Below are 19,281 nucleotides of genomic sequence, written 5' to 3'. Positions count from 1 at the left end.
GCGTGATCGACATGCGGTACGAGAACCCGTTCCAGTTCGCCGAGGAAGCCGCCGCGCTGGACTACATCGCCGACGGCCGCATCGCGCTGGGCGTGAGCCGCGGGTCCCCCGAGACCGCGCTGCGCGGCTACGAGACCTTCGGCTACCACGACGGCGAGGACCTCGAGCGCGGCAGCGTGATGGCCCGCGAGAAGTTCGACCTGTTCCTCAGGATCATCGACGGGGAGCGCATCGCCCCCGGAGACCCCCGGATGGTCGGCGCGGGGCAGTACCTGGCCATCGAGCCGCACTCGCCCACCCTGCGCGATCGCATCTGGTGGGGCGCCGGCTCGCGCGCCACTGCGGAGAGCACCGGCCGGATGGGCCTGAACCTGATGAGCTCCACGCTGCTCACCGAAGCCACCGGGCAGCCGTTCCACGAGCTGCAGCGCGAGCAGATCGACATGTTCCGCACCGCCTACAAGCAGGCGGGTCACACCGGCGCTCCGCGCGTCTCGGTCAGCCGCAGCGTGTTCCCGCTGGTCAGCGACAAGGACCGGGCCTACTTCGGCCTGCGCTCCGAGGACAGCCACGACCAGATCGGCATCATCGACGGGCTGCGCTCCACCTTCGGCAAGACCTACGCGGCCGAACCCGACGTTCTCATCGAGCAGCTGAAGGCCGACGAGGCCGTGATGGCCGCCGACACCCTCATGCTGACGATCCCGAACCAGCTGGGGCCGGAGTACAACGTGCACGTGCTGCAGGCCTTCGCCGAACACGTCGCCCCGGCGCTGGGATGGAAGCCCAACACCGAGGGACCGGTCACCGGTTACGCGGCCTGATTCAGTCGTCCTGCATCGCCCGACGGCGCTCAATCGCCTTCGTCATGTAGACGCTGTGGGGATCGTCGGCGTAGGGGCCGAATGCGGGACACGGGACGAAGCCGGCTCGGGCGTACAGAGCCCGGGCCGGAGCGAAGAAGTCCATGCTCCCCGTCTCCAGCGACACCCGGGCGACGCCGCGGGCACGGGCATCGTCGAGCGCGTGCGCGAGCAGCCGTGAGGCGATGCCCTCGCCGCGACGCTCGGGGGCGGTGCGCATGCTCTTGAGCTCTTCGTGACCCGCATCGATGGCGACGAGTGCCACCGTGCCGATCACCTGCGAGCCGTCGCGCGCCACCCACATCCGGACATCGGACCCCCGCAGCGCGTCGAGATCGAGCGCATGCCTGCTCTCGGCCGGGGCGGTGGGCGCGAGATCCTCGAGGTGCTCTCGGAGGAACCGCGCGAGCGCGTGGTCGTCGAAGTCTGCGGCGCTGATCATGCAGACAAATCTAGACTTCGTCCGGACATCCAGCGGCCCGGCGCGGGTACGCTCGCGGAATGCGCATCGTCGTCTCGGGAACCCACGCCAGCGGGAAGAGCACTCTGATCTCGGACTTCGCACTGCGGCATCCGGGGTTCACCGTCCTGCCCGACCCGTTCGAGCTGCTGGACGAGGCCTCCGATGCGCCGGGCGCGGCCATGCTCTCCGCGCAGCTGCGCCTCAGCGCGGAGCGCCTGCACGAGGAGCCCGCCGTCGATCTGATCGCGGAGCGCGGCCCGATCGACTTCCTCGCCTACCTGCTCGCGCTCGCCGACCTGACCGGTCACGACTTCCCCGACGGCTACCTGGAACGGATGACCGCTCTGACCGCCGGCGCCCTGCTCACGGCCGACCTCCTGGTCGTGCTGCCGCTGAACGATCGCGACGTCATCGAGGTCGGCGTCGAGGAGCACCCCGCGCTGCGCACTGCGATGGACGGCATCCTGATGGAGCTCATCGACGGCCCCGGCGTCGTGCCGGCGGGCGTGCGGGTGGTCGAGATCGCCGGTGATCCGCGAACGCGGCGGGAACTGCTCGAACAGGCGCTGTGACACGCCGTCGTCGCTTCAGCGCGTGCCGGCTCTCTCGGGGTGCAGCACGGCCTCGGGATCGGGGCGTGCGGCGACGAGCCGCACGATCGGGCCCAGCACGGACTGCACGCTGAGCATCCGCATCGTCGTCTCGCGCAGCCAGGCGGTGAGCCGTCCTCTGCGGAACATCAGACGGGCCAGCATCCGCGAGTTCGCCTGCGCGGCCTCCACGCGGGGGCGCTCCGCGCGCTCCCACGCGGCCAGCAGTCCGGGCAGCGCGTCGGGCGCCGCGCCCGTGAGCATCCTGCCCAGCAGCCAGGCGGACTCGATCGCCATCCCCGCGCCGATCCCGGCCGTCGGCAGGAACCCGGCGGCGGCGTCGCCGAGCAGCACGCCCTGCGGCAGCACCCAGTGCGCGACCCCGGCATCCTCAAGCCTCCAGAGATACGGGTCGGGCGCCGCCGCGACCGCGGCGAGAGCCTCGTCCAGTCGCGGCCCGATACCGTCGACGCGGCCGCGTACGGATGCGGCGAATGCGGCCGGTCCCCCTGCGAGGTCGGCATCCGGTCCGCCGAGGAACACGCCCAGCCGGTCCTTCACCGGATACGCGCCGAGGAAGAACCCATCTCCCCAGAGTTCCTCGCCGAGGCCTGAGTCGCCGCGCTCGTCCGCCCAGGCCACCCAGCCCGACCAGCCCGTCCTCGCGACGTCGAGCGGTCCTGCCCCCAGCACGTCGCGCATGCGGGAGCGGATGCCGTCGGCGCCGACGACGAGGTCGAATGAGGCTTCGCCGATCGCCCGGCCCTCCCGGTCGACGAACCGGGCCGTGCCACCGGCTCCCCGAGCCGCGCCGGTGACCGCGTCGACGGTCGTGCCCAGGGTCACCGGGCATCCGTCGTGCGTGAGCACCTCGATCAACGCCTCGCGGGAGATGCCGAGGGAGTCGCCGTAGGCGCCCAGCAGTTCGCTCATCGAGTCGGTGCGCAGCACCCTTCCGCGATGGGAGCGGAACGCGTAGCGAGCCATGGGCATGCCTGCCGCGAGGTACTCGTCGTGGACGCCGAGGTCGATGAAGGCCTGGTCGACAAGGGGCATCAGGGCCAGCATGTAGCCGGGATGGTCGAAGGCCGGCATCCGGTCGACCAGCGCGGGGTGCAGCCCGTCGCGGCGCAGCAGCTGCGCGAGAGTGGTGCCGGCGACGCCCGCGCCGACGATGAGCACCCGCAGGCGGTCGTCGCGCTGGGCGTAGAGCTGGTTCGCCAGTGGCGTGTCGATGAGCATGCTCCTCCTTTGGACCACCTGGTCCATCCTCGACTGTACGCCGCTTTGGACTGGGTGGTCCAGTAGGTTGGGATCATGACCGCTCTGACTGGACCGCATCGCGACGCCCTCATCGAGGCCACCATCGCCGAGTTCACATCCGCCGGGTTCGAGGGCGCCTCGCTGAACAGGATCATCCGGGCCGCAGGGCTCAGCAAGAGCTCGTTCTACCACGCGGCGGCCTCCAAGGCCGAGCTGCTGGATGCCGTGGTCGAGAGCCTCGTCGACGATGTGCGAGCGCAATGGACGGCTCCCGCGCCGGTCGAGTTCGCGGAGGAGGGGTTCTGGCCGCAGGTGGATCGCGTCCTCTCCGACCTGGGCGCGCTGGCCGCAGAGAATCGCGCCCTCGGGCTGCTGGGCAGCATCTTCTCCCTTCCGGCCGGTGCGGGGGCGGATGCTCGCACGACCCTGCTCGAGACCGTGCGCACCTGGGTGGACCAGGTCCTCCACGTCGGCGTCGAATCCGGTGCCGTCCGCGACGACCTCCAGGCCGACGCGCTCGCCGCCGCCGCGTTCGGCATGCTGCGAGGCCTGGACGAGTGGGCGCTGGCCGCTGGGCTGCCCGAGGTCGCGGCATCCGCTCCCGGCATCCTGCTGCGCTCCATGCTGCAGCAGCCGCCCCGGTAATCTGGAGATCATGCTCAATATGGCCGAAGGACTGGAACGTCTCGGCGCGCTCGCCGCGAATCCCGTCGTATCGGCCATCGCCCGAGCCTTCGCGGATGGCGGATTCGAGCTGGCGGTCGTCGGCGGCCCCGTACGCGACGCGCTGCTGGGCCGCACCACCCACGACCTGGACTTCACCACGAACGCCCGGCCCGATGACATCCTGCGGATCGTCAAGCCGCTGGCATCCGCGCACTGGGACATCGGCCGCGCCTTCGGCACGATCGGCGCGCGCGTGCACGGCGAGCAGGTCGAGATCACCACTTACCGCGCCGACAGCTACGACGGACTCACCCGCAAGCCCGTCGTCGAGTTCGGCGAGAGCATCGACGGCGACCTGCTGCGCCGCGACTTCACCGTCAACGCCATGGCCCTGCAGGTCGCCATGCCGGGACAGCCGCCGATCTCGAAGCTCATCGACCCGACCAGCGGCGTCGAGGACCTCGTCGCCGGCATCCTGCGCACCCCCATCGACCCGAATGTGAGCTTCGGCGACGATCCGCTGCGGATGCTGCGCGCGGCGCGCTTCAGCTCCCAGCTCGAGTTCGAGATCGACGCGGACACCCTCACCGCCATCGAGCAGCTGCGCCAGACGCTCAGCATCGTCAGCCCCGAGCGCGTGCAGGGCGAGCTGATCCGCCTGATGCAGACCGACGATCCCGTGCGTGGCCTGCGCGTGCTGGTGGACACCGGCCTGGTCGAGCAGTTCCTGCCCGAGGTCAGCGCGCTGCGCCTGGAGGTGGACGAGCACCACCACCACAAGGACGTCTACGAGCACTCGCTGACCGTGCTGCGCCAGGCCATCGACCTGGAGCATGCGCGGCATCCGGGCGCCGAGCCCGACGTGCCGCTGCGCCTGGCCGCCCTGCTGCACGACATCGGCAAGCCCCGCACTCGCAAGCTCGAGCCGGGCGGTGCCGTCACCTTCCACCACCACGACGTGGTCGGCTCGCGCATGGCGCGCAAGCGCCTGCAGGCGCTGCGCTTCGACGGCGCGACGACGGATGCCGTGGCCCGCCTCATCGAGCTGCACCTGCGCTTCTTCGGCTATGCCGAGGGCGCCTGGACCGACAGTGCCGTGCGCCGCTATGTGCGGGATGCCGGCGAGTTGGTCGACCGGCTGCACATCCTGGTGCGCGCCGATGTCACCACCCGCAACAAGCGCAAGGCCGGGCGTCTGGCATCCGCCTACGACGACATCGAGCGCCGCATCGAGGAGCTTCGCGAGCAGGAGGAGCTGGACAGCATCCGCCCCGAGCTCGACGGCAATCAGATCCAGCTGATCCTCGGCATCGCACCAGGCCGCGAGGTGGGCGAGGCCTACAAGTTCCTGCTGGATCTGCGCTTGGACGAGGGCGTCATCGGACCGGATGCCGCCGAGCGGCGCCTGCGCGAGTGGTGGTCCGCCCGGGGGTGAACGGGAGCGGCGCTTCGACAGGCTCAGCGACCCAGTCCCTCCGTCTCCAGGGGCATGACAGAGTGTCGGTCTCGTCACGATCCTGACCGAGCGGTTGGGTATGTCCCATGCTCCTGAGTAGATTTGAGCCCATGCCGCGTCCATCACGAGCGCGGAAACCGAATACCCGAACCATCACAGGGCAGGTTATGTCAATGAAGATCTCCAGGGGCCGACTCGGCCTCGCCATCGGCGCGCTCAGCGTCGCGGCTGTTGTTCTGTCCGGCTGCGCCACCAGCACCGGCGGATCCGATGAGGGCAGCAGCTCGGGTGGCGGCGACCTGATCGTCGGCACCACCGACAAGGTCGTCTCGCTCGACCCGGCCGGTTCCTACGACAACGGCTCGTTCGTCGTCATGAACCAGGTCTACCCGTTCCTGCTCAACAGCAAGTACGGCGACGCCACGGTCAGCCCCGACATCGCGGAGTCGGCCGAGTTCACCTCGCCGACCGAGTACACGGTCAAGCTCAAGAAGGGCCTGAAGTTCGCCAACGGCCACGAGCTCACCTCCAGCGACGTGAAGTTCACGTTCGACCGCATGGTGAAGATCAACGACCCGAACGGTCCCGCCTCGCTGCTGGGCAACCTCGCCTCGGTCGCAGCCCCGGACGACACCACCGTGGTCTTCACGCTGAAGAACGGCAACGACCAGACCTGGCCGCTGATCCTCTCCAGCCCCGCCGCTCCCATCGTCGACGAGGAGGTCTTCTCGCCTGACGCCGTCACTCCCGACGCCGACATCGTGAAGGGCGACGCCTTCGCCGGCCAGTACACGATCGACTCGTACAAGCTCAACGAGCTGATCTCGTACAAGCCGAACAAGGACTACCAGGGCAACCTCGGCCCTGCCGAGAACACCGGCATCCAGGCGAAGTACTACGCCGACGCCTCCAACCTCAAGCTCGCGATCGGCAACGGCGACATCGACGTGGCCTTCCGCAGCCTGTCGGCCACCGACGTGGAGAGCCTGAAGGGCAACAGCAAGGTCAAGATCGTCGACGGCCCCGGCGGCGAGATCCGCTACATCGTCTTCAACTTCGACACCATGCCGTTCGGCGCCAAGACCGCCGAGGCCGACCCGGCCAAGGCGCTCGCCGTCCGCCAGGCCATGGCCGACCTGATCGACCGCAACGCCGTCGCCAAGGACGTGTACAAGGACACCTACAGCCCGCTGTATTCCTTCGTCGCCGACGGCATGCCCGGCGCGACGACCGTCCTGAAGGACATGTACGGCGACGGCAACGGCGGACCCGACCAGGCGAAGGCCGAGCAGGTGCTGAAGGATGCCGGCATCACCGCGCCCGTCACGCTGAACCTGCAGTACAACGGCGACCACTACGGCCCGTCGTCGGGTGACGAGTACGCCGCGTACAAGACGCAGCTCGAGAAGGGCGGCCTGTTCACGGTCAACCTGCAGCAGACCGAGTGGGTGCAGTACTCCAAGGACCGCTCGGCCGACGTGTACCCGATGTACCAGCTGGGCTGGTTCCCGGACTTCTCCGACCCGGACAACTACCTGGCACCGTTCTTCATGAAGGACAACTTCCTCGCCAACCACTACGACAACCCCGCTGTCAACGACGCCATCGTCCAGGAGCAGACCGAGACCGACCAGGCCAAGCGCCTGGAGGAGATCGGCCAGATCCAGGAGATGGTCGCCAAGGACCTCTCCACCCTGCCGATCCTGCAGGGCAAGCAGGTCGCGGTCGTGGGCAAGAACGTGCAGGGCACCACGCTCGACGCCTCGTTCAAGTTCCGCTACGCGCCGCTGAAGAAGTAACGCGTTCCACAATCGGGGGTGCTGCTCACGCAGCGCCCCCGATTGCGCTCGCTCCCAGAACGTAGAAGTTAGGTACCCATATGGCCGTCGATGCCGGCGCTGCCCTCGCCCCCGTCCAACCGCGAAGCAAGTCCAAGGGCGGTGGCGGCCTGTGGCGCTACATCCTGGTCCGGCTCGTGCTGATCATCCCCACGGTCTTCATCCTGGTGACGACCGTGTTCTTCCTGATGCGGATCACCGGTGATCCCATCACGGCCGCGCTCGGCGGCCGGCTGCCGGCCGACCAGCTCGCGCAGCGCATCCACGAGGCCGGCTACGACCGGCCGCTGATCGTGCAGTACGGCGATTACCTCGCCGGCATCCTGCACGGCGACTTCGGCACCACGATCACCGACCGCCGCCCGGTCACTGCGATCCTGCTGCAGTACGGCTCGGCCACGCTCGAGCTCGCGATCTACGCGCTCATCGTCGCCCTGATCATCAGCATCCCGCTCGGCCTGATCGCCGCCTACCGCCGCGACCGCTGGCAGGACGCCACGCTGCGCGTGATGGCGATCCTCGCGTACGCCACCCCGATCTTCTTCGCCGGTCTGCTGCTCAAGCTCATCTTCTCGGTGTGGCTGGGCTGGCTGCCCGTCTCCGGTCGCGGGAACACCCGCACCGAGCTGCTGATGAGCGGCATAGACACGCCCACCGGCCTCTACCTGCTCGACGCGATACGGCTCGGCAACGGCCCCGCCATCGCCGACGTGCTGCAGCACGCGATCCTGCCGGCCGTCGCACTCGGACTGCTGACCGCAGGCGTGTTCCTGCGACTGATCCGCACCAACGTGATCGGCACGCTCGGACAGCAGTACGTCACGTCGGGGCGCTCCCGCGGCGTGAGCGAGTACCGGCTGCTGACGAAGCACGCCTACCGTCCCGCGCTCATCCCGATCATCACGGTGATGGGCATGCAGATCGCCCTGCTGCTGGCGGGTGCGGTGCTGACCGAGACGACTTTCGAGTGGAAGGGCATCGGCTTCATGCTCGCCGAGTACCTGAAATCGCGAGACTTCGTCGCGGTGCAGGGCATCGTCGTCATGATCGCCGTCGTGGTGGCCGTGACGAACTTCATCGTCGACATCGTCGCCGCGTTCATCGACCCGAGGGTGAGGTACTGAGATGACCATCCCCGATTCCTACGACGGGATGCCCACTCCCAGCACCACGGCGCTGGCGGCCGTCCCCGTCCGGAAGAAGAGCTGGGTCGAGAGGACCCCTGTGCTCAAGGAGCTGCGGCAGAGCGTCGGACTGCAGCGCGGGATGCTGGTGACGGGCCTGGTGATCACGGTCGCGTTCATCCTCGTCGCCGTCCTCGCCCCCGTGCTGGCCCCGTACGAGTGGGCGCAGCAGCAGACGGTCGACGGGCATTCGTTCGGTACCCAGCAGGCGCCGAATGCGCTGAACCCGCTGGGCACGACGGTCTCCGGCTTCGACGTGCTCTCCCGCGTGCTGTGGGGTGCGCAGACCGCGCTGCTGGTGATCCTCGCCGCCATCGCCTGCTCGATCTTCATCGGCATCGCGCTGGGCCTGATCTCCGGCTACTTCGGCGGCTGGCTCGATCGACTTCTGGTGGTCGTCGCCGATGCCATCTACGCGTTCCCGTCGCTGCTGCTGGCCATCGTGATGTCCATCGTGATCAGTCGCGGCCAGTCCACGCTGTGGGGCGGAATCATGGCCACGGCCATCGCCATCACCGTGGTGTTCGTGCCGCAGTACTTCCGCGTGGTGCGCTCTGAAGTGGTGCGCGTGCGGGCTGAGCCGTTCGTCGACTCAGCCAAGGTGATCGGCGTGCCGACCACCCGCATCCTGCTGCGCCACGTGCTGCGCAACTCCACCCGTTCGCTGCCGGTGATCATCACGCTGAACGCCTCCGAGGCGCTGCTGACCCTGGCCGGCCTGGGCTTCCTGGGCTTCGGCATCGAGGCCACGGCCGCCTCGGAGTGGGGCTACGACCTCAACCGCGCCATGGGCGACGTGACCAGCGGCATCTGGTGGACCAGCGTGTTCCCCGGCGTCGCCATCGTGCTGGTGGTGCTGGGCGTGACCCTGGTGGGCGAGAGCCTGAACGACCTCGCCGACCCGCGCCTGCGCCTGCGTCGCCGTGCGGGTGGCAAGAAGAAGTCGGGCGCTGCGGATGCCGGATCCGGTGCCGCGAGTGAAGGAGCACAGTCGTGACTGACGTGGCAGACAAGAGCACGGTCGCCGAGGTCCGCGACCTGCGGGTGGTCTTCGCCACCGATGACGAGCCGGTCGTCGCCGTCAAGGGGATCTCGCTGAGCGCCCACGCCGGCGAGGTGCTGGCCATCGTCGGCGAGTCCGGGTCGGGCAAGACCGTCACCGCCAACACCCTGCTGGGGCTGCTGCCGGAGACCGCCACCACCTCGGGCGCGGTGATCGTGCGCGGCCGCTCGGGCGATGAGACCGACATCGTGCACGCGAGCCATCACCGCATGCGCGCGATGCGCGGGCGTGATGCGGCGATGGTGTTCCAGGAGCCGTCCACGGCCCTGAACCCGGTGTACACCGTGGGCTGGCAGATCGCCGAGGGCCTTCGTGCGCACACGAAGATCTCCAGGAAGGATGCCCGGGCGCGCGCGATCGACATCATGCAGCGGGTCGGCATCCCGGATGCCGCCACCCGTGTCGACGACTACCCGCATCAGTTCTCGGGCGGCCAGAAGCAGCGCATCGTCATCGCGATGGCGCTGGTGCTGGATGCCGGCCTGATCATCGCCGACGAGCCGACCACCGCGTTGGACGTCACCGTGCAGGCCGAGATCCTCGACCTGCTGCGCACCGCGCGCGACGAGTTCGGCGCGACCATCGTGCTCATCACGCACAACATGGGCGTGGTGGCCGACCTGGCCGACCGCGTGGTGGTGATGTACCAGGGCGACATCGTCGAGCAGGCGCCGGTGCGCGAGCTGTTCGCGAACCCGCGCGAGGAGTACACGAAGAAGCTGCTGGCGGCCGTGCCGCATGTGGGCCAGGGCAAGTCGGCCGCCTCGACGGGCGAGCCTTCGACGCACGGCCCTTCGACAGGCTCGGGGACCGAGGAGGTCGGGTCGGCCCCGCACGCCGCGCCGCCAGTGCCGGAGGGCTCGCTGATCGTCGCATCCGCCGCCGAGATCGGCTACCCGGGCCGGTTCGGCCGCAACGCGGTCGTCGCCGTGAAGGGCGTGGACTTCCACGTCGGACCCGGTGAGGTCGTGGGCCTGGTCGGCGAGTCCGGCTCGGGCAAGACCACCATCGGCCGTGCGGTCGTAGGACTGACCACGGTCCTCGGCGGCTCGCTGACCGTGCTCGGCCAGGAGATGCGCGGCGTGAAGAACCGCACGCTGGCGCCGCTGCGTCCGCAGATCGGCTTCGTGTTCCAGGATCCGGCCACCAGCTTCAACCCGCTGCTGTCGATCGCGGAGTGCATCGCCGAGCCGCTGATCGTGCACGGCCGGGCCGCGAACATGCAGGCCGCGCGTCCGCGCGTGAACGAGCTGCTGGATGCCGTGCGGCTGCCGACCAGCTTCGGCGACCGCTACCCGCACGAGCTCTCCGGCGGCCAGCGTCAGCGCGCATCGCTGGCCCGCGCCCTGGCGCTGGACCCGAAGCTGCTCATCGCCGACGAGCCGACCAGCGCGCTGGACGTGTCGGTGCAGGCCACGGTGCTGGAGCTGTTCGTGCAGCTGCAGGCCGAGCTGGGCTTCGCGTCGCTGTTCATCAGCCACGACCTGGCGGTGATCGACGCGGTCTCCGACCGCATCATCGTGCTGCAGCAGGGCCGCATCAAGGAGCAGGGCACCACCGCTCAGGTGCTCGGCGACCCGCGCGACCAGTACACCCGCGAGCTGCTGGCCGCCCTGCCCGTGCCCGACCCGGTCAAGCAGGCCGAGCGCCGGGCGCAGTGGGAGGCCGTGCGCAGGCACTGACGATGATCGTTCCCGGGCTTCGCCCGCTCAGCGGAGCCCGGGAACGACCTGCGACCCAGAGGCGCGCGCAGCGACCGCCCACGATCCGTTCCCCGCGATGGACAACCGACCTACACTGGGCACATCCGTCAGTGCCGATCGGAGGTCGCATGCCGTCTGCCTGGTCCTCTGGGCGAGACCTTCAGGCCTCGCGCCTGATCATCGAGCGCGCGCACGAGGAACTCGTCGCAGGCAACCTCGACGACCACCGGCTGCAGCAGGTGCGTCCGCTCATCAGGGCGTCCTGGCAGCGCGCCTGGCAGGACAGGGTCGGCGCGGAAGGCCTGCCGCCGGTCGACCTCACCGGGGAGCTCCTCGAGGAGTACCGCTCGCAGCATCCGCTGTCCGGTGCGATCGACCTGATCCGCTCCCTGCTGCTGCCGGGATCCGCTGACGACTCCGGTGTCGTGGTGGCCGTCGGGGACCACGCCGGCCGCCTGCTCTGGGTGGAGGGGGACCTGAGCCAGCGGATGCTGTCAGGCGAGATGGGGTTCGTGGAGGGCGCGAACTGGTCCGAGACCACGGTCGGCACGTCGGCGCCGGGTACGGCGTTGACGCTCGGCGAATCGGTGCAGATCCATCACGCCGAGCACTACAACCGGCTCGTGCAGCCGTGGTCGTGCACGGCGGCGCCGGTGTTCGATCCGGAGACTCATCGCATCCTCGGGGTTCTGGACGTCACCGGCGGTGAGGAGGCGGTGACGCCGCAGGCGCGGATGCTGGTGGACGCCACGGCGCGTGCGGTGGAGTCGCAGCTGATGATCGCACGGCTGCGGGAGCGGGCCGCCCCGCGGACGGCATCCGCTCCGCCTCGCGCGCTGCACCGGACCAGGGCCACCCTGCAGGTGCTGGGCAGGGACCGGGCGCGGCTGGAGGTGATCGGCGACGGCGGTGAGTCGATCATCGAGCTCAGCGCCAGGCACGCCGAGATCCTGCTGATGCTCGCCACCCACCGTCAGGGGCTCTCCGCGGAGCGGCTGGCCGAGCTCGTCTACGGCGAGGATGCATCTGCGGACACCCTGCGTCCGGAGATGGTGCGGCTGCGCAAGGTGCTCGAACGCGTGTCGTCCGAACTGGTGCCGCAGTCTCGGCCGTACCGGCTCACCGCGCAGCTGGAGACCGACGCCCAGAACGTGCTCTCGCTGCTGGGCCGAGGGGCGCACCGGGTGGCGTTGAGCGCGTACCCCGGACCCGCGTTGCCCGATTCCGACGCACCCGGCGTCGTGGAGCTGCGGGAGAGCCTGCGCGGCACCCTGCGCGAGACGATGCTCAGCGAGGCGAGCATCGACGTGCTGCTGGCGTACGCGGACATCCCGGAGGGTGCGGAGGATGCCGAGGTGCTGAGACTGTGCCTGGAGATGCTGCCGGCGCGCTCGCCGCGCAGGGCGGGGCTGGTCAATCGGATCGCCAGGCTCGACGAGTAGGCCCGTCGCGAGTGCTGCAACTCGATGCAATGTGACGCACGGGGGTGCAACCCGCCTCGCCGTACCTTCTGAGAACAGCCGTGCGGCACCGATGCCGCGGCCCGTCGAAGGAGACCACGATGACAATCGTCGAAGAGGACGTGTCCACCGCCTACGCCGCGCCGGGTCAGCCCGGCGCCGTCGCGGACTATCGCCCGCGTTACGGGCACTACATCGGCGGCGAGTTCGTCGATCCCGTCAAGGGGCAGTTCTTCGAGAACATCAGCCCTGTCAACGGCAAGCCCTTCACCGAGGTCGGCCGGGGCACCGTCGAGGACATCGAGCGCGCCGTCGACGTCGCGTGGAGGGCGTTCGAGTCCTGGAAGCGCACGACGCCCGCCGAGCGCGCGGTGATCCTGAACAGGATCGCCGATCGCATGGAGCAGCATCTCGAGGAGATCGCGGTCGCCGAGACCTGGGACAACGGCAAGCCGGTGCGCGAGTGCCTCGCCGCCGACATCCCGCTGGCCATCGATCACTTCCGCTACTTCGCCGGCGTCCTGCGCGGGCAGGAGGGCGGCATCAGCCAGATCGACGAGAACACGGTCGCCTACCACTTCCACGAGCCGCTCGGTGTCGTCGGCCAGATCATCCCGTGGAACTTCCCGATCCTGATGGCGACGTGGAAGCTGGCACCCGCGCTCGCCGCCGGCAACTGCATCGTCATGAAGCCGGCCGAGCAGACGCCGGCCTCGATCCTGTTCCTGTTCGACATCATCGGGGATCTGCTGCCGGCCGGCGTCGTGAACATCGTCAACGGCTTCGGCATCGAGGCGGGCGCCCCGCTCGCGCAGCACAAGCGCATCCGCAAGGTGGCGTTCACCGGCGAGACCACCACGGGCCGGCTGATCATGCAGTACGCGTCGCAGAACCTCATCCCCGTCACACTCGAGCTCGGGGGCAAGAGCCCCAACGTGTTCTTCGAGGACGTCGCTCGCGAGGACGACCCGTTCTACGACAAGGCGCTGGAGGGCTTCACGATGTTCGCCCTCAACGGCGGCGAGGTGTGCACCTGCCCGTCGCGCGCGCTCGTGCAGCGCTCGATCTACGACGGGTTCGTCGCCGACGGCGTCGCCCGCGTCAACCGCATCGTGCAGGGCAACCCGCTGAACCCGTCGACCATGATCGGCGCGCAGGCGTCCAACGACCAGTTGGAGAAGATCCTCAGCTACATCGACATCGGCAAGCAGGAGGGCGCGAAGCTGCTGACCGGCGGCGAGCGGGTCGACCTGGGCGGTGACCTCAGCGGCGGCTACTACGTCGCCCCGACCGTGTTCGAGGGCACCAATGACATGCGGATCTTCCAGGAGGAGATCTTCGGTCCGGTGCTGGCGCTGACGAACTTCGCCGACTTCGATGACGCGATCTCGATCGCCAACGACACCCTCTACGGGCTGGGCGCGGGCGTGTGGAGCCGCAGCGGCGACACCGCGTACCGTGCCGGCCGGGCCATCGAGGCGGGGCGCGTGTGGACCAACACCTACCACCAGTACCCGGCGCACGCCGCCTTCGGAGGGTACAAGCAGTCGGGCATCGGCCGCGAGAACCACAAGATGATGCTCGACCACTACCAGCAGACCAAGAACCTGCTGGTCTCGTACGCGGAAGGCCCGATGGGCTTCTTCTGATCGACCATCCGGGCGGGGCCGAGCGGCTCCGCCCGGATTCCATTCACGCAGGAGGGAAGAGGGCTCATGGTCAGCATCGGCAGGTACGAGCGGGTGGATGTCACGGATGCCGCGGCATCTCTCATCCGCGATCTCACGACGCAGCACGGCCCGTTGATGTTCCACCAGTCGGGCGGATGCTGCGATGGGTCTTCGCCCATGTGCTATCCGGTCGGCATGTTCATCACGGGGCCGAGCGATGTGAAGCTCGGCGATCTCGACGTGGGGCTGGACGCCCCGGTGGCGATGTTCATGTCGGAGTCGCAGTTCGAGTACTGGAAGTACACCCACCTCACCGTCGATGCGGTGCCAGGCCGCGGTGCGGGGTTCAGCGTGGAGGGTCCGACCGGGATGCGGTTCCTCACCCGGTCGAGAATGCTGACCGACGCGGAGCTGGAGTATTTCGGGCTCGCGCCCACGCAGTAGTCGACCAGGACCGGATGCCACCGAGGCCGGCCTCAGTGCAGGAGCAGGAAGCCCAGGGCGCCCACGAGCTGCGGGACGATCATGAAGCCGATCACCACGGCGAAGACGATGATCGTCACCCATGGCACGCTGCGGTGCAGTCGCCGCCCCTGCAGGGCGACCCCGGGTGGGGGCTGGAGAAGGCCGGCGGGGGCGGCGAACGGCAGAGAAGCGGATGCCGGTGAGCCGACCGCACCGCCCTTCGACAGGCTCAGGGACCCAGCCGTGGGGCCCAGGGGTCCAACTGTGGGGCCCTGGGGTCCAACTGTGGGGCCCAGGGACCCGGCCGTCGGGTTCAACGACGTGTCCGTCGCGGCCTGCGTCTGACGCAGCCGGTCGTCGCGCCAGCGCGCCCACTGGTCGAACTTCGTCATCAGCGCGCCGACGGCGCTGAACAGCCACGCCCAGGTCGCGGCATCCGTCGTCGAGGCCGCCCGCCGCATGTACAGGAACATCCAGTCGTCGACGATCTCCACGTCGAGCTGGGCGGCGTTGTCGATGAAGCGCGCCATGATGTCGGGCGTGAACAGGTACAGGGCATCGGCCTCGTAGCCCTTCGGGCAGTACAGCGTGAAGTGCTGATCGAAGTCACCCTCCAACGAGAGCCGCTGATCACGCGAGAACGACGCGGGCAGGTTGGTGCCGAGCGTGTTGTTGCCCAGGGCGTCCAGCACGATGTTCGGCAGCGGCACATCCAGCTTGACGGCCACGTACCCCCAGTGGTGCGTCGTGCGGTTCTTGCCGGAGCCCGTCGTGTAGCGGTGGTTGCCGAACTCGACGAATCGCGGGGTGTGCCCGCGCACCAGCGACGACGCCACCCGGCTGTCGCCGAGCTGGAAGATCATGCCCGGCAATGCGGGCTTCACGATCTCGTGCTCGTAGGTCATGGCGTTGGCCTGGGCGAACCGCGCGATGCGGAAGGCGTTCGTGCGGGTGCGGCGCATCGCCGCGACACCCATCGGGATGCCGGCGCCGAGCAGCACGAGCACCAGCACCAGCGGCAGCACGAACGCCCCGCTGATCCCGCCGTGCGCGAGTCCGCCGGTGGCGATCCCGAAGGCCGCGACGCCGATCATCGGGATGATCGCCGTCACCGCGACCATGCCCACGATCACCCAGGCGATGACCGTCGTCGCGCTGGTCGCGTGGGTGGAGCGGATGCTGCGCCAGAACGCGCTGACGGCCCGCGGGTCGACGGGATCGGTGAGCGGGCGGGCGTCGAACGGATAGGCCTGAGCGGGAATGGTCACCGGTTCACTCCGTCCCCCTGCCAGCCGAGGTCGGCGTCCGCCGGCACCGGCATCGCCTCGAGGGCCGGGTCTGCGCAGATCTCGGCCACCAGCGCGGCCGAGCCCGCCACGATCGTCGAATCGAAGTCGATCTCGCTCACCAGCACCCAGGCGCGGTCCTCGGGCCAGATCAGGTTCGGATGCTGGGCGGACGGCGCGAACCCGTGCTCCTCGGCCTCGATGTCGCGCCACGGAGCGTCGAGGATCCAGGCCGGGTCGGCGAATGCGCGCGGCGCGGCGGAGAACAGCACGTGGTCGCGGCCCGGCAGCTGCAGGCGAGGGCCGCGCGAGATCTCCTCCGACAGGATGCCGGGCTGCCACGTCTTCTTGCGATAGGCATCCTCGAAGGGGTTGTGGATGCTGCGCTCCAGCAGCTGCTCGTGCGCGGGCGTGTCCGAGAAGGTCAGCCAGGCCCGCGACGGGGTTCGTCCCATGAACCCCAGCAGGCCGCCCCATCCCTCCCAGAGCGCGGCGAACCCGGCATCCGGAGTCGAGGTGTGCGCGACGAGATGGCGTGAGATCGACGCCAGCAGCTCGGGCGGCATCGCCCCCTCCTCCGGCGAGGTGAACTCGCGGCCGTCCGGCGCCACCCGCGTGCGCCAGTCCTCGCCCTCCGGGGTGCGCACCAGGCGCTGCCACTGCGCGAGCGGATGCAGGGTCGTGCCGAACGCCTCTGCGGTGGCCGTCCAGGTGGTCTCCTCGTCGATGTACTGGCCGTGCAGAGCCTGCAGCTCTGCATCGGGCATCCGCTCGTATTCGGCCGGCGTGGGAACCGCGCGATCGGGGAGGGATCGGAGGTACGCCGGGTGGAACACCCGCGCGTAGGCCTCGTACCCGCGGGGCACGACGCTCTGCGTCGTCTGGGCCCCGGCTTCCAGCAGCTCGCGCAGCCAGTCCCCCCGGGAGGGGTCGTCGATCCACTCCATGCGTCAACGGTACCCGCGGCGCTCGTGCGCTCCCCGTGTGCGACGCGCGCAGGAGGAGTCTGTACTCAGCGCACGGCGCGGATATACGGAGGTGTGGAATGACGAAGACGCTCATCGACATCGACGACGCGCTGCTTGCGCGCCATGCGCCTCACCGGGGCGACCACGAAGAAGGCCGCTGTCGACGACGCTCTCTGGATGCCAACGCGCGGGCGAATGTCTTCCTGCAGGTGGATGCCGAGGTGGCGGAGATCGCGCTCGATCTTCAGTCCCGGCTCTTCGCAGCGGGTCTCGGCCGTGCTGTCGGTGTGAAGGATCTGCAGATCGCCGCCACGGCGATCCGGCACACGAGAGGGGAATGTGTCGTATCGGTCGTGCATTACGACGGTGAGTTCGAGCAGCTGACCGAGGTCGCGCCGTGGACGGACAGCATCCGACCGTGGCGGTCAGCGGCGTCCGCTGTCTTCGGCTAGACTGTTGTGGTTGTCTGCTCTCCGTGTGTCTGCATGCGGGGCTTCTTGCCGAAGGAGCGGACGACATGCAGCACACCCTCCTGCTTCCGGGAAAGTCCCGGGAGCCGTTCTAGTCCGAAGGAGGTGGGTAAGTGACGCACCAGTACGAGCTCATGGTCATTCTGACTCCCGAGCTGGACGAGCGCCAGGTTGCCCCCAACCTCGACAAGTTCCTGAAGGTCATCACCAACGATGGTGGCACGGTGGACAAGGTCGATGTCTGGGGCAAGCGTCGTTTCGCCTACGAGATCAACAAGAAGACCGAGGGCATCTACGCCGTCGTGAACTTCACCGCGACGAGCGAGGCCACTGCGGAACTCGACCGTCAGCTGAAGCTGAGCGAGCTCATCTTCCGCACCAAGGTCCTGCGCGCCGAAGAGGCCCAGGCGATGGTCGCGGCCGAGGCCAAGCGCGCAGCCGCCAAGGCTGCTCGCAAGCCCAAGACGGCAGCCAAGGCGTAAGCACCATGGCCGGCGAAACCGTCATCACCGTGGTGGGCAACCTCACCGCAGACCCCGAGCTGCGCTACACGCAGAACGGCCTGCCGGTGGCGAACTTCACCATCGCCTCGACCCCGCGCACGTTCGACCGCCAGGCCAATGAGTGGAAGGACGGCGATGCGCTGTTCCTCCGCGCGTCGGTGTGGCGCGAGTTCGCCGAGCACGTGGCGGGCTCGCTGACGAAGGGCATGCGCGTCATCGCGCAGGGCCGTCTGCGTCAGCGCTCCTACCAGGACCGCGAAGGCAACAACCGCACGGCGATCGAGCTGGAGGTTGACGAGATCGGTCCGTCGCTGCGTTATGCGACGGCACAGGTCACGCGGGCCGCATCAAACGGCGGTGGCGGAAGCTTCCAGGGCGGCGGCAGCCGTCCCCAGCAGCAGGTCTCGGAGGAGCCGTGGTCCACGCCCGGTTCGTCGAGCGCTGACGCATGGAGCACCCCGGGCAGCTTCGGCGACGACACCCCGTTCTAAATCTGCAGGTACTGGGTCCCTGAGCGTGTAGACGGGGCGCAGCATCCGAAATTCTTCTTAAGGAAAACTCATGGCTGGAAAGTCGAGCGGCGATCGCCGCAAGCCGCGGAAGGGTGGCAAGCCCACCGCTCCCGCGAAGTCGATCCGCGTGGGCGTCATTGACTACAAGGACGTCGCAACGCTTCGCAAGTTCATCTCCGAGCGCGGGAAGATCCGCGCCCGCCGTATCACCGGTGTCTCGGTCCAGGAGCAGCGTCTGATCGCCAAGGCGATCAAGAACGCTCGCGAAATGGCCCTGCTGCCCTACGCCGGCGCCGGCCGTTAAGGGGTACGAACATGGCAAAGCTGATTCTCACGAACGAGGTCGCCGGGCTGGGCAGCGCCGGTGACGTCATCGAGGTCAAGAACGGGTACGCCCGCAACTACCTCATCCCCCAGGGCTTCGCGGTCGCATGGACCCGCGGTGGCGCCAAGCAGGTCGAGTCGATCCAGGCAGCCCGCAAGGCCCGCCAGATCCACGACCTCGACGAGGCCACGGCTCTGAAGAACAAGCTCGAGAGCACCAAGGTGCGTCTGGCCGTCAAGGCCGGCGCCGCGGGTCGCCTGTTCGGTTCGGTGAAGACGGCCGACGTGGCCGACGCTGTCGCCGCCGCCGACCTCGGCTCGATCGACAAGCGCAAGGTCCACTTCGCCGCGCCCATCAAGGCGACCGGCGAGCACGAGGCTACCGTGCGCCTGCACGATGACGTCGTCGCCGTGATCACCCTCCAGGTGGTCGCCGCGAAGTAGTTCGACAGAACGACGGGTTTCTGAGCCTGTCGCGGAACGCCCCGTCCTCTTCGGAGGGCGGGGCGTTCCGTGTTGTGGCGGGTGCCCGTT

Annotated in this window: 20 protein-coding genes; 16 read left to right on the top strand and 4 right to left on the bottom strand. The window is 68.9% G+C overall.

What is annotated here, in order from left to right:
• A partial coding sequence (locus tag WA967_RS10445; RefSeq protein ID WP_424422106.1) for an LLM class flavin-dependent oxidoreductase occupies positions 1 to 824 on the top strand: 824 nt, incomplete at its 5' end.
• Position 825: 1 nt separating this feature from the next.
• On the opposite strand, the gene WA967_RS10440 is transcribed toward WA967_RS10445, so the two are convergent.
• The gene (locus WA967_RS10440; protein ID WP_424422103.1) at positions 826 to 1,305 is read right to left on the bottom strand and encodes a GNAT family N-acetyltransferase; all 480 of its coding nucleotides are present in this window, start codon (positions 1,303 to 1,305) and stop codon (positions 826 to 828) included.
• 59 nt (positions 1,306 to 1,364) lie between these two features.
• Between WA967_RS10440 and WA967_RS10435 the strand changes: the two genes are divergently transcribed.
• Entirely contained in the window at positions 1,365 to 1,898 is a 534-nt protein-coding gene (locus WA967_RS10435) for a hypothetical protein (protein ID WP_424422100.1), read from the top strand.
• Positions 1,899 to 1,913: 15 nt separating this feature from the next.
• Here WA967_RS10435 and WA967_RS10430 read toward each other — a convergent pair whose 3' ends face one another.
• Positions 1,914 to 3,158: an FAD-dependent oxidoreductase gene (locus tag WA967_RS10430; protein WP_424422097.1), complete on the bottom strand. Its 1,245-nt coding sequence runs from the start codon at positions 3,156 to 3,158 to the stop codon at positions 1,914 to 1,916.
• A 75-nt stretch (positions 3,159 to 3,233) separates the two neighbouring features.
• Here WA967_RS10430 and WA967_RS10425 point away from each other — a divergent pair, with 75 nt between their 5' ends.
• The 9 genes from WA967_RS10425 (at position 3,234) to WA967_RS10385 (ending at position 14,663) form a co-directional block, all read left to right on the top strand.
• Complete coding sequence (locus WA967_RS10425) at positions 3,234 to 3,824, top strand: TetR/AcrR family transcriptional regulator (RefSeq protein ID WP_424422094.1); 591 nt, start codon at positions 3,234 to 3,236, stop codon at positions 3,822 to 3,824.
• Positions 3,825 to 3,834: 10 nt separating this feature from the next.
• Entirely contained in the window at positions 3,835 to 5,280 is a 1,446-nt protein-coding gene (locus WA967_RS10420; protein ID WP_424422092.1) for a CCA tRNA nucleotidyltransferase, read from the top strand.
• Between the two features lie 194 nt (positions 5,281 to 5,474).
• A complete protein-coding gene (locus tag WA967_RS10415; RefSeq protein WP_424422090.1) occupies positions 5,475 to 7,100 on the top strand; it encodes an ABC transporter substrate-binding protein in 1,626 nt (541 codons plus the stop codon).
• Between the two features lie 80 nt (positions 7,101 to 7,180).
• Complete coding sequence (locus WA967_RS10410) at positions 7,181 to 8,263, top strand: ABC transporter permease (RefSeq protein WP_417555853.1); 1,083 nt, start codon at positions 7,181 to 7,183, stop codon at positions 8,261 to 8,263.
• Position 8,264: 1 nt separating this feature from the next.
• A complete protein-coding gene (locus WA967_RS10405) occupies positions 8,265 to 9,320 on the top strand; it encodes an ABC transporter permease (RefSeq protein WP_424422087.1) in 1,056 nt (351 codons plus the stop codon).
• The gene (locus tag WA967_RS10400) at positions 9,317 to 11,068 is read left to right on the top strand and encodes a dipeptide ABC transporter ATP-binding protein (protein WP_424422085.1); all 1,752 of its coding nucleotides are present in this window, start codon (positions 9,317 to 9,319) and stop codon (positions 11,066 to 11,068) included. Before WA967_RS10405 ends, WA967_RS10400 begins: the two co-directional genes overlap by 4 nt.
• Positions 11,069 to 11,217: 149 nt before the next feature.
• Positions 11,218 to 12,531, top strand: a complete 1,314-nt coding sequence (locus WA967_RS10395) for a GAF domain-containing protein (RefSeq protein ID WP_424422083.1) — start codon at positions 11,218 to 11,220, stop codon at positions 12,529 to 12,531.
• 119 nt (positions 12,532 to 12,650) lie between these two features.
• Positions 12,651 to 14,198, top strand: coding sequence for an acetaldehyde dehydrogenase ExaC (exaC, locus tag WA967_RS10390; RefSeq protein ID WP_424422079.1), 1,548 nt, complete (start codon positions 12,651 to 12,653; stop codon positions 14,196 to 14,198).
• A gap of 66 nt (positions 14,199 to 14,264) precedes the next feature.
• Complete coding sequence (locus WA967_RS10385; protein WP_424422076.1) at positions 14,265 to 14,663, top strand: DUF779 domain-containing protein; 399 nt, start codon at positions 14,265 to 14,267, stop codon at positions 14,661 to 14,663.
• Between the two features lie 32 nt (positions 14,664 to 14,695).
• Here the strand turns inward: WA967_RS10385 and WA967_RS10380 are convergent, their stop codons facing one another.
• A complete protein-coding gene (locus tag WA967_RS10380; protein WP_424422074.1) occupies positions 14,696 to 15,952 on the bottom strand; it encodes a hypothetical protein in 1,257 nt (418 codons plus the stop codon).
• Positions 15,949 to 16,917, bottom strand: a complete 969-nt coding sequence (locus WA967_RS10375; RefSeq protein ID WP_424422071.1) for a hypothetical protein — start codon at positions 16,915 to 16,917, stop codon at positions 15,949 to 15,951. The genes WA967_RS10380 and WA967_RS10375 overlap by 4 nt, the downstream gene beginning before the upstream one ends.
• Before the next feature lie 98 nt (positions 16,918 to 17,015).
• Here WA967_RS10375 and WA967_RS10370 point away from each other — a divergent pair, with 98 nt between their 5' ends.
• From WA967_RS10370 to rplI, 5 genes are all read left to right on the top strand, one after another.
• Positions 17,016 to 17,390, top strand: a complete 375-nt coding sequence (locus WA967_RS10370) for a hypothetical protein (RefSeq protein ID WP_424422068.1) — start codon at positions 17,016 to 17,018, stop codon at positions 17,388 to 17,390.
• 131 nt (positions 17,391 to 17,521) lie between these two features.
• Complete coding sequence (gene rpsF / locus WA967_RS10365) at positions 17,522 to 17,890, top strand: 30S ribosomal protein S6 (RefSeq protein ID WP_424422065.1); 369 nt, start codon at positions 17,522 to 17,524, stop codon at positions 17,888 to 17,890.
• Positions 17,891 to 17,895: 5 nt separating this feature from the next.
• Complete coding sequence (locus WA967_RS10360) at positions 17,896 to 18,402, top strand: single-stranded DNA-binding protein (RefSeq protein ID WP_298866189.1); 507 nt, start codon at positions 17,896 to 17,898, stop codon at positions 18,400 to 18,402.
• 70 nt (positions 18,403 to 18,472) lie between these two features.
• A complete protein-coding gene (rpsR, locus tag WA967_RS10355; RefSeq protein WP_071641238.1) occupies positions 18,473 to 18,727 on the top strand; it encodes a 30S ribosomal protein S18 in 255 nt (84 codons plus the stop codon).
• 11 nt (positions 18,728 to 18,738) lie between these two features.
• Entirely contained in the window at positions 18,739 to 19,191 is a 453-nt protein-coding gene (gene rplI / locus WA967_RS10350; RefSeq protein WP_424422063.1) for a 50S ribosomal protein L9, read from the top strand.
• The last annotated feature ends 90 nt before the right edge of the window (positions 19,192 to 19,281 follow it).

This window comes from Microbacterium sp. (assembly GCF_049650565.1).
Lineage (GTDB): Bacteria > Actinomycetota > Actinomycetes > Actinomycetales > Microbacteriaceae > Microbacterium.
Note: the sequence above shows the minus strand (reverse complement) of the source record. Positions and strands in the feature narration are given on the sequence as shown.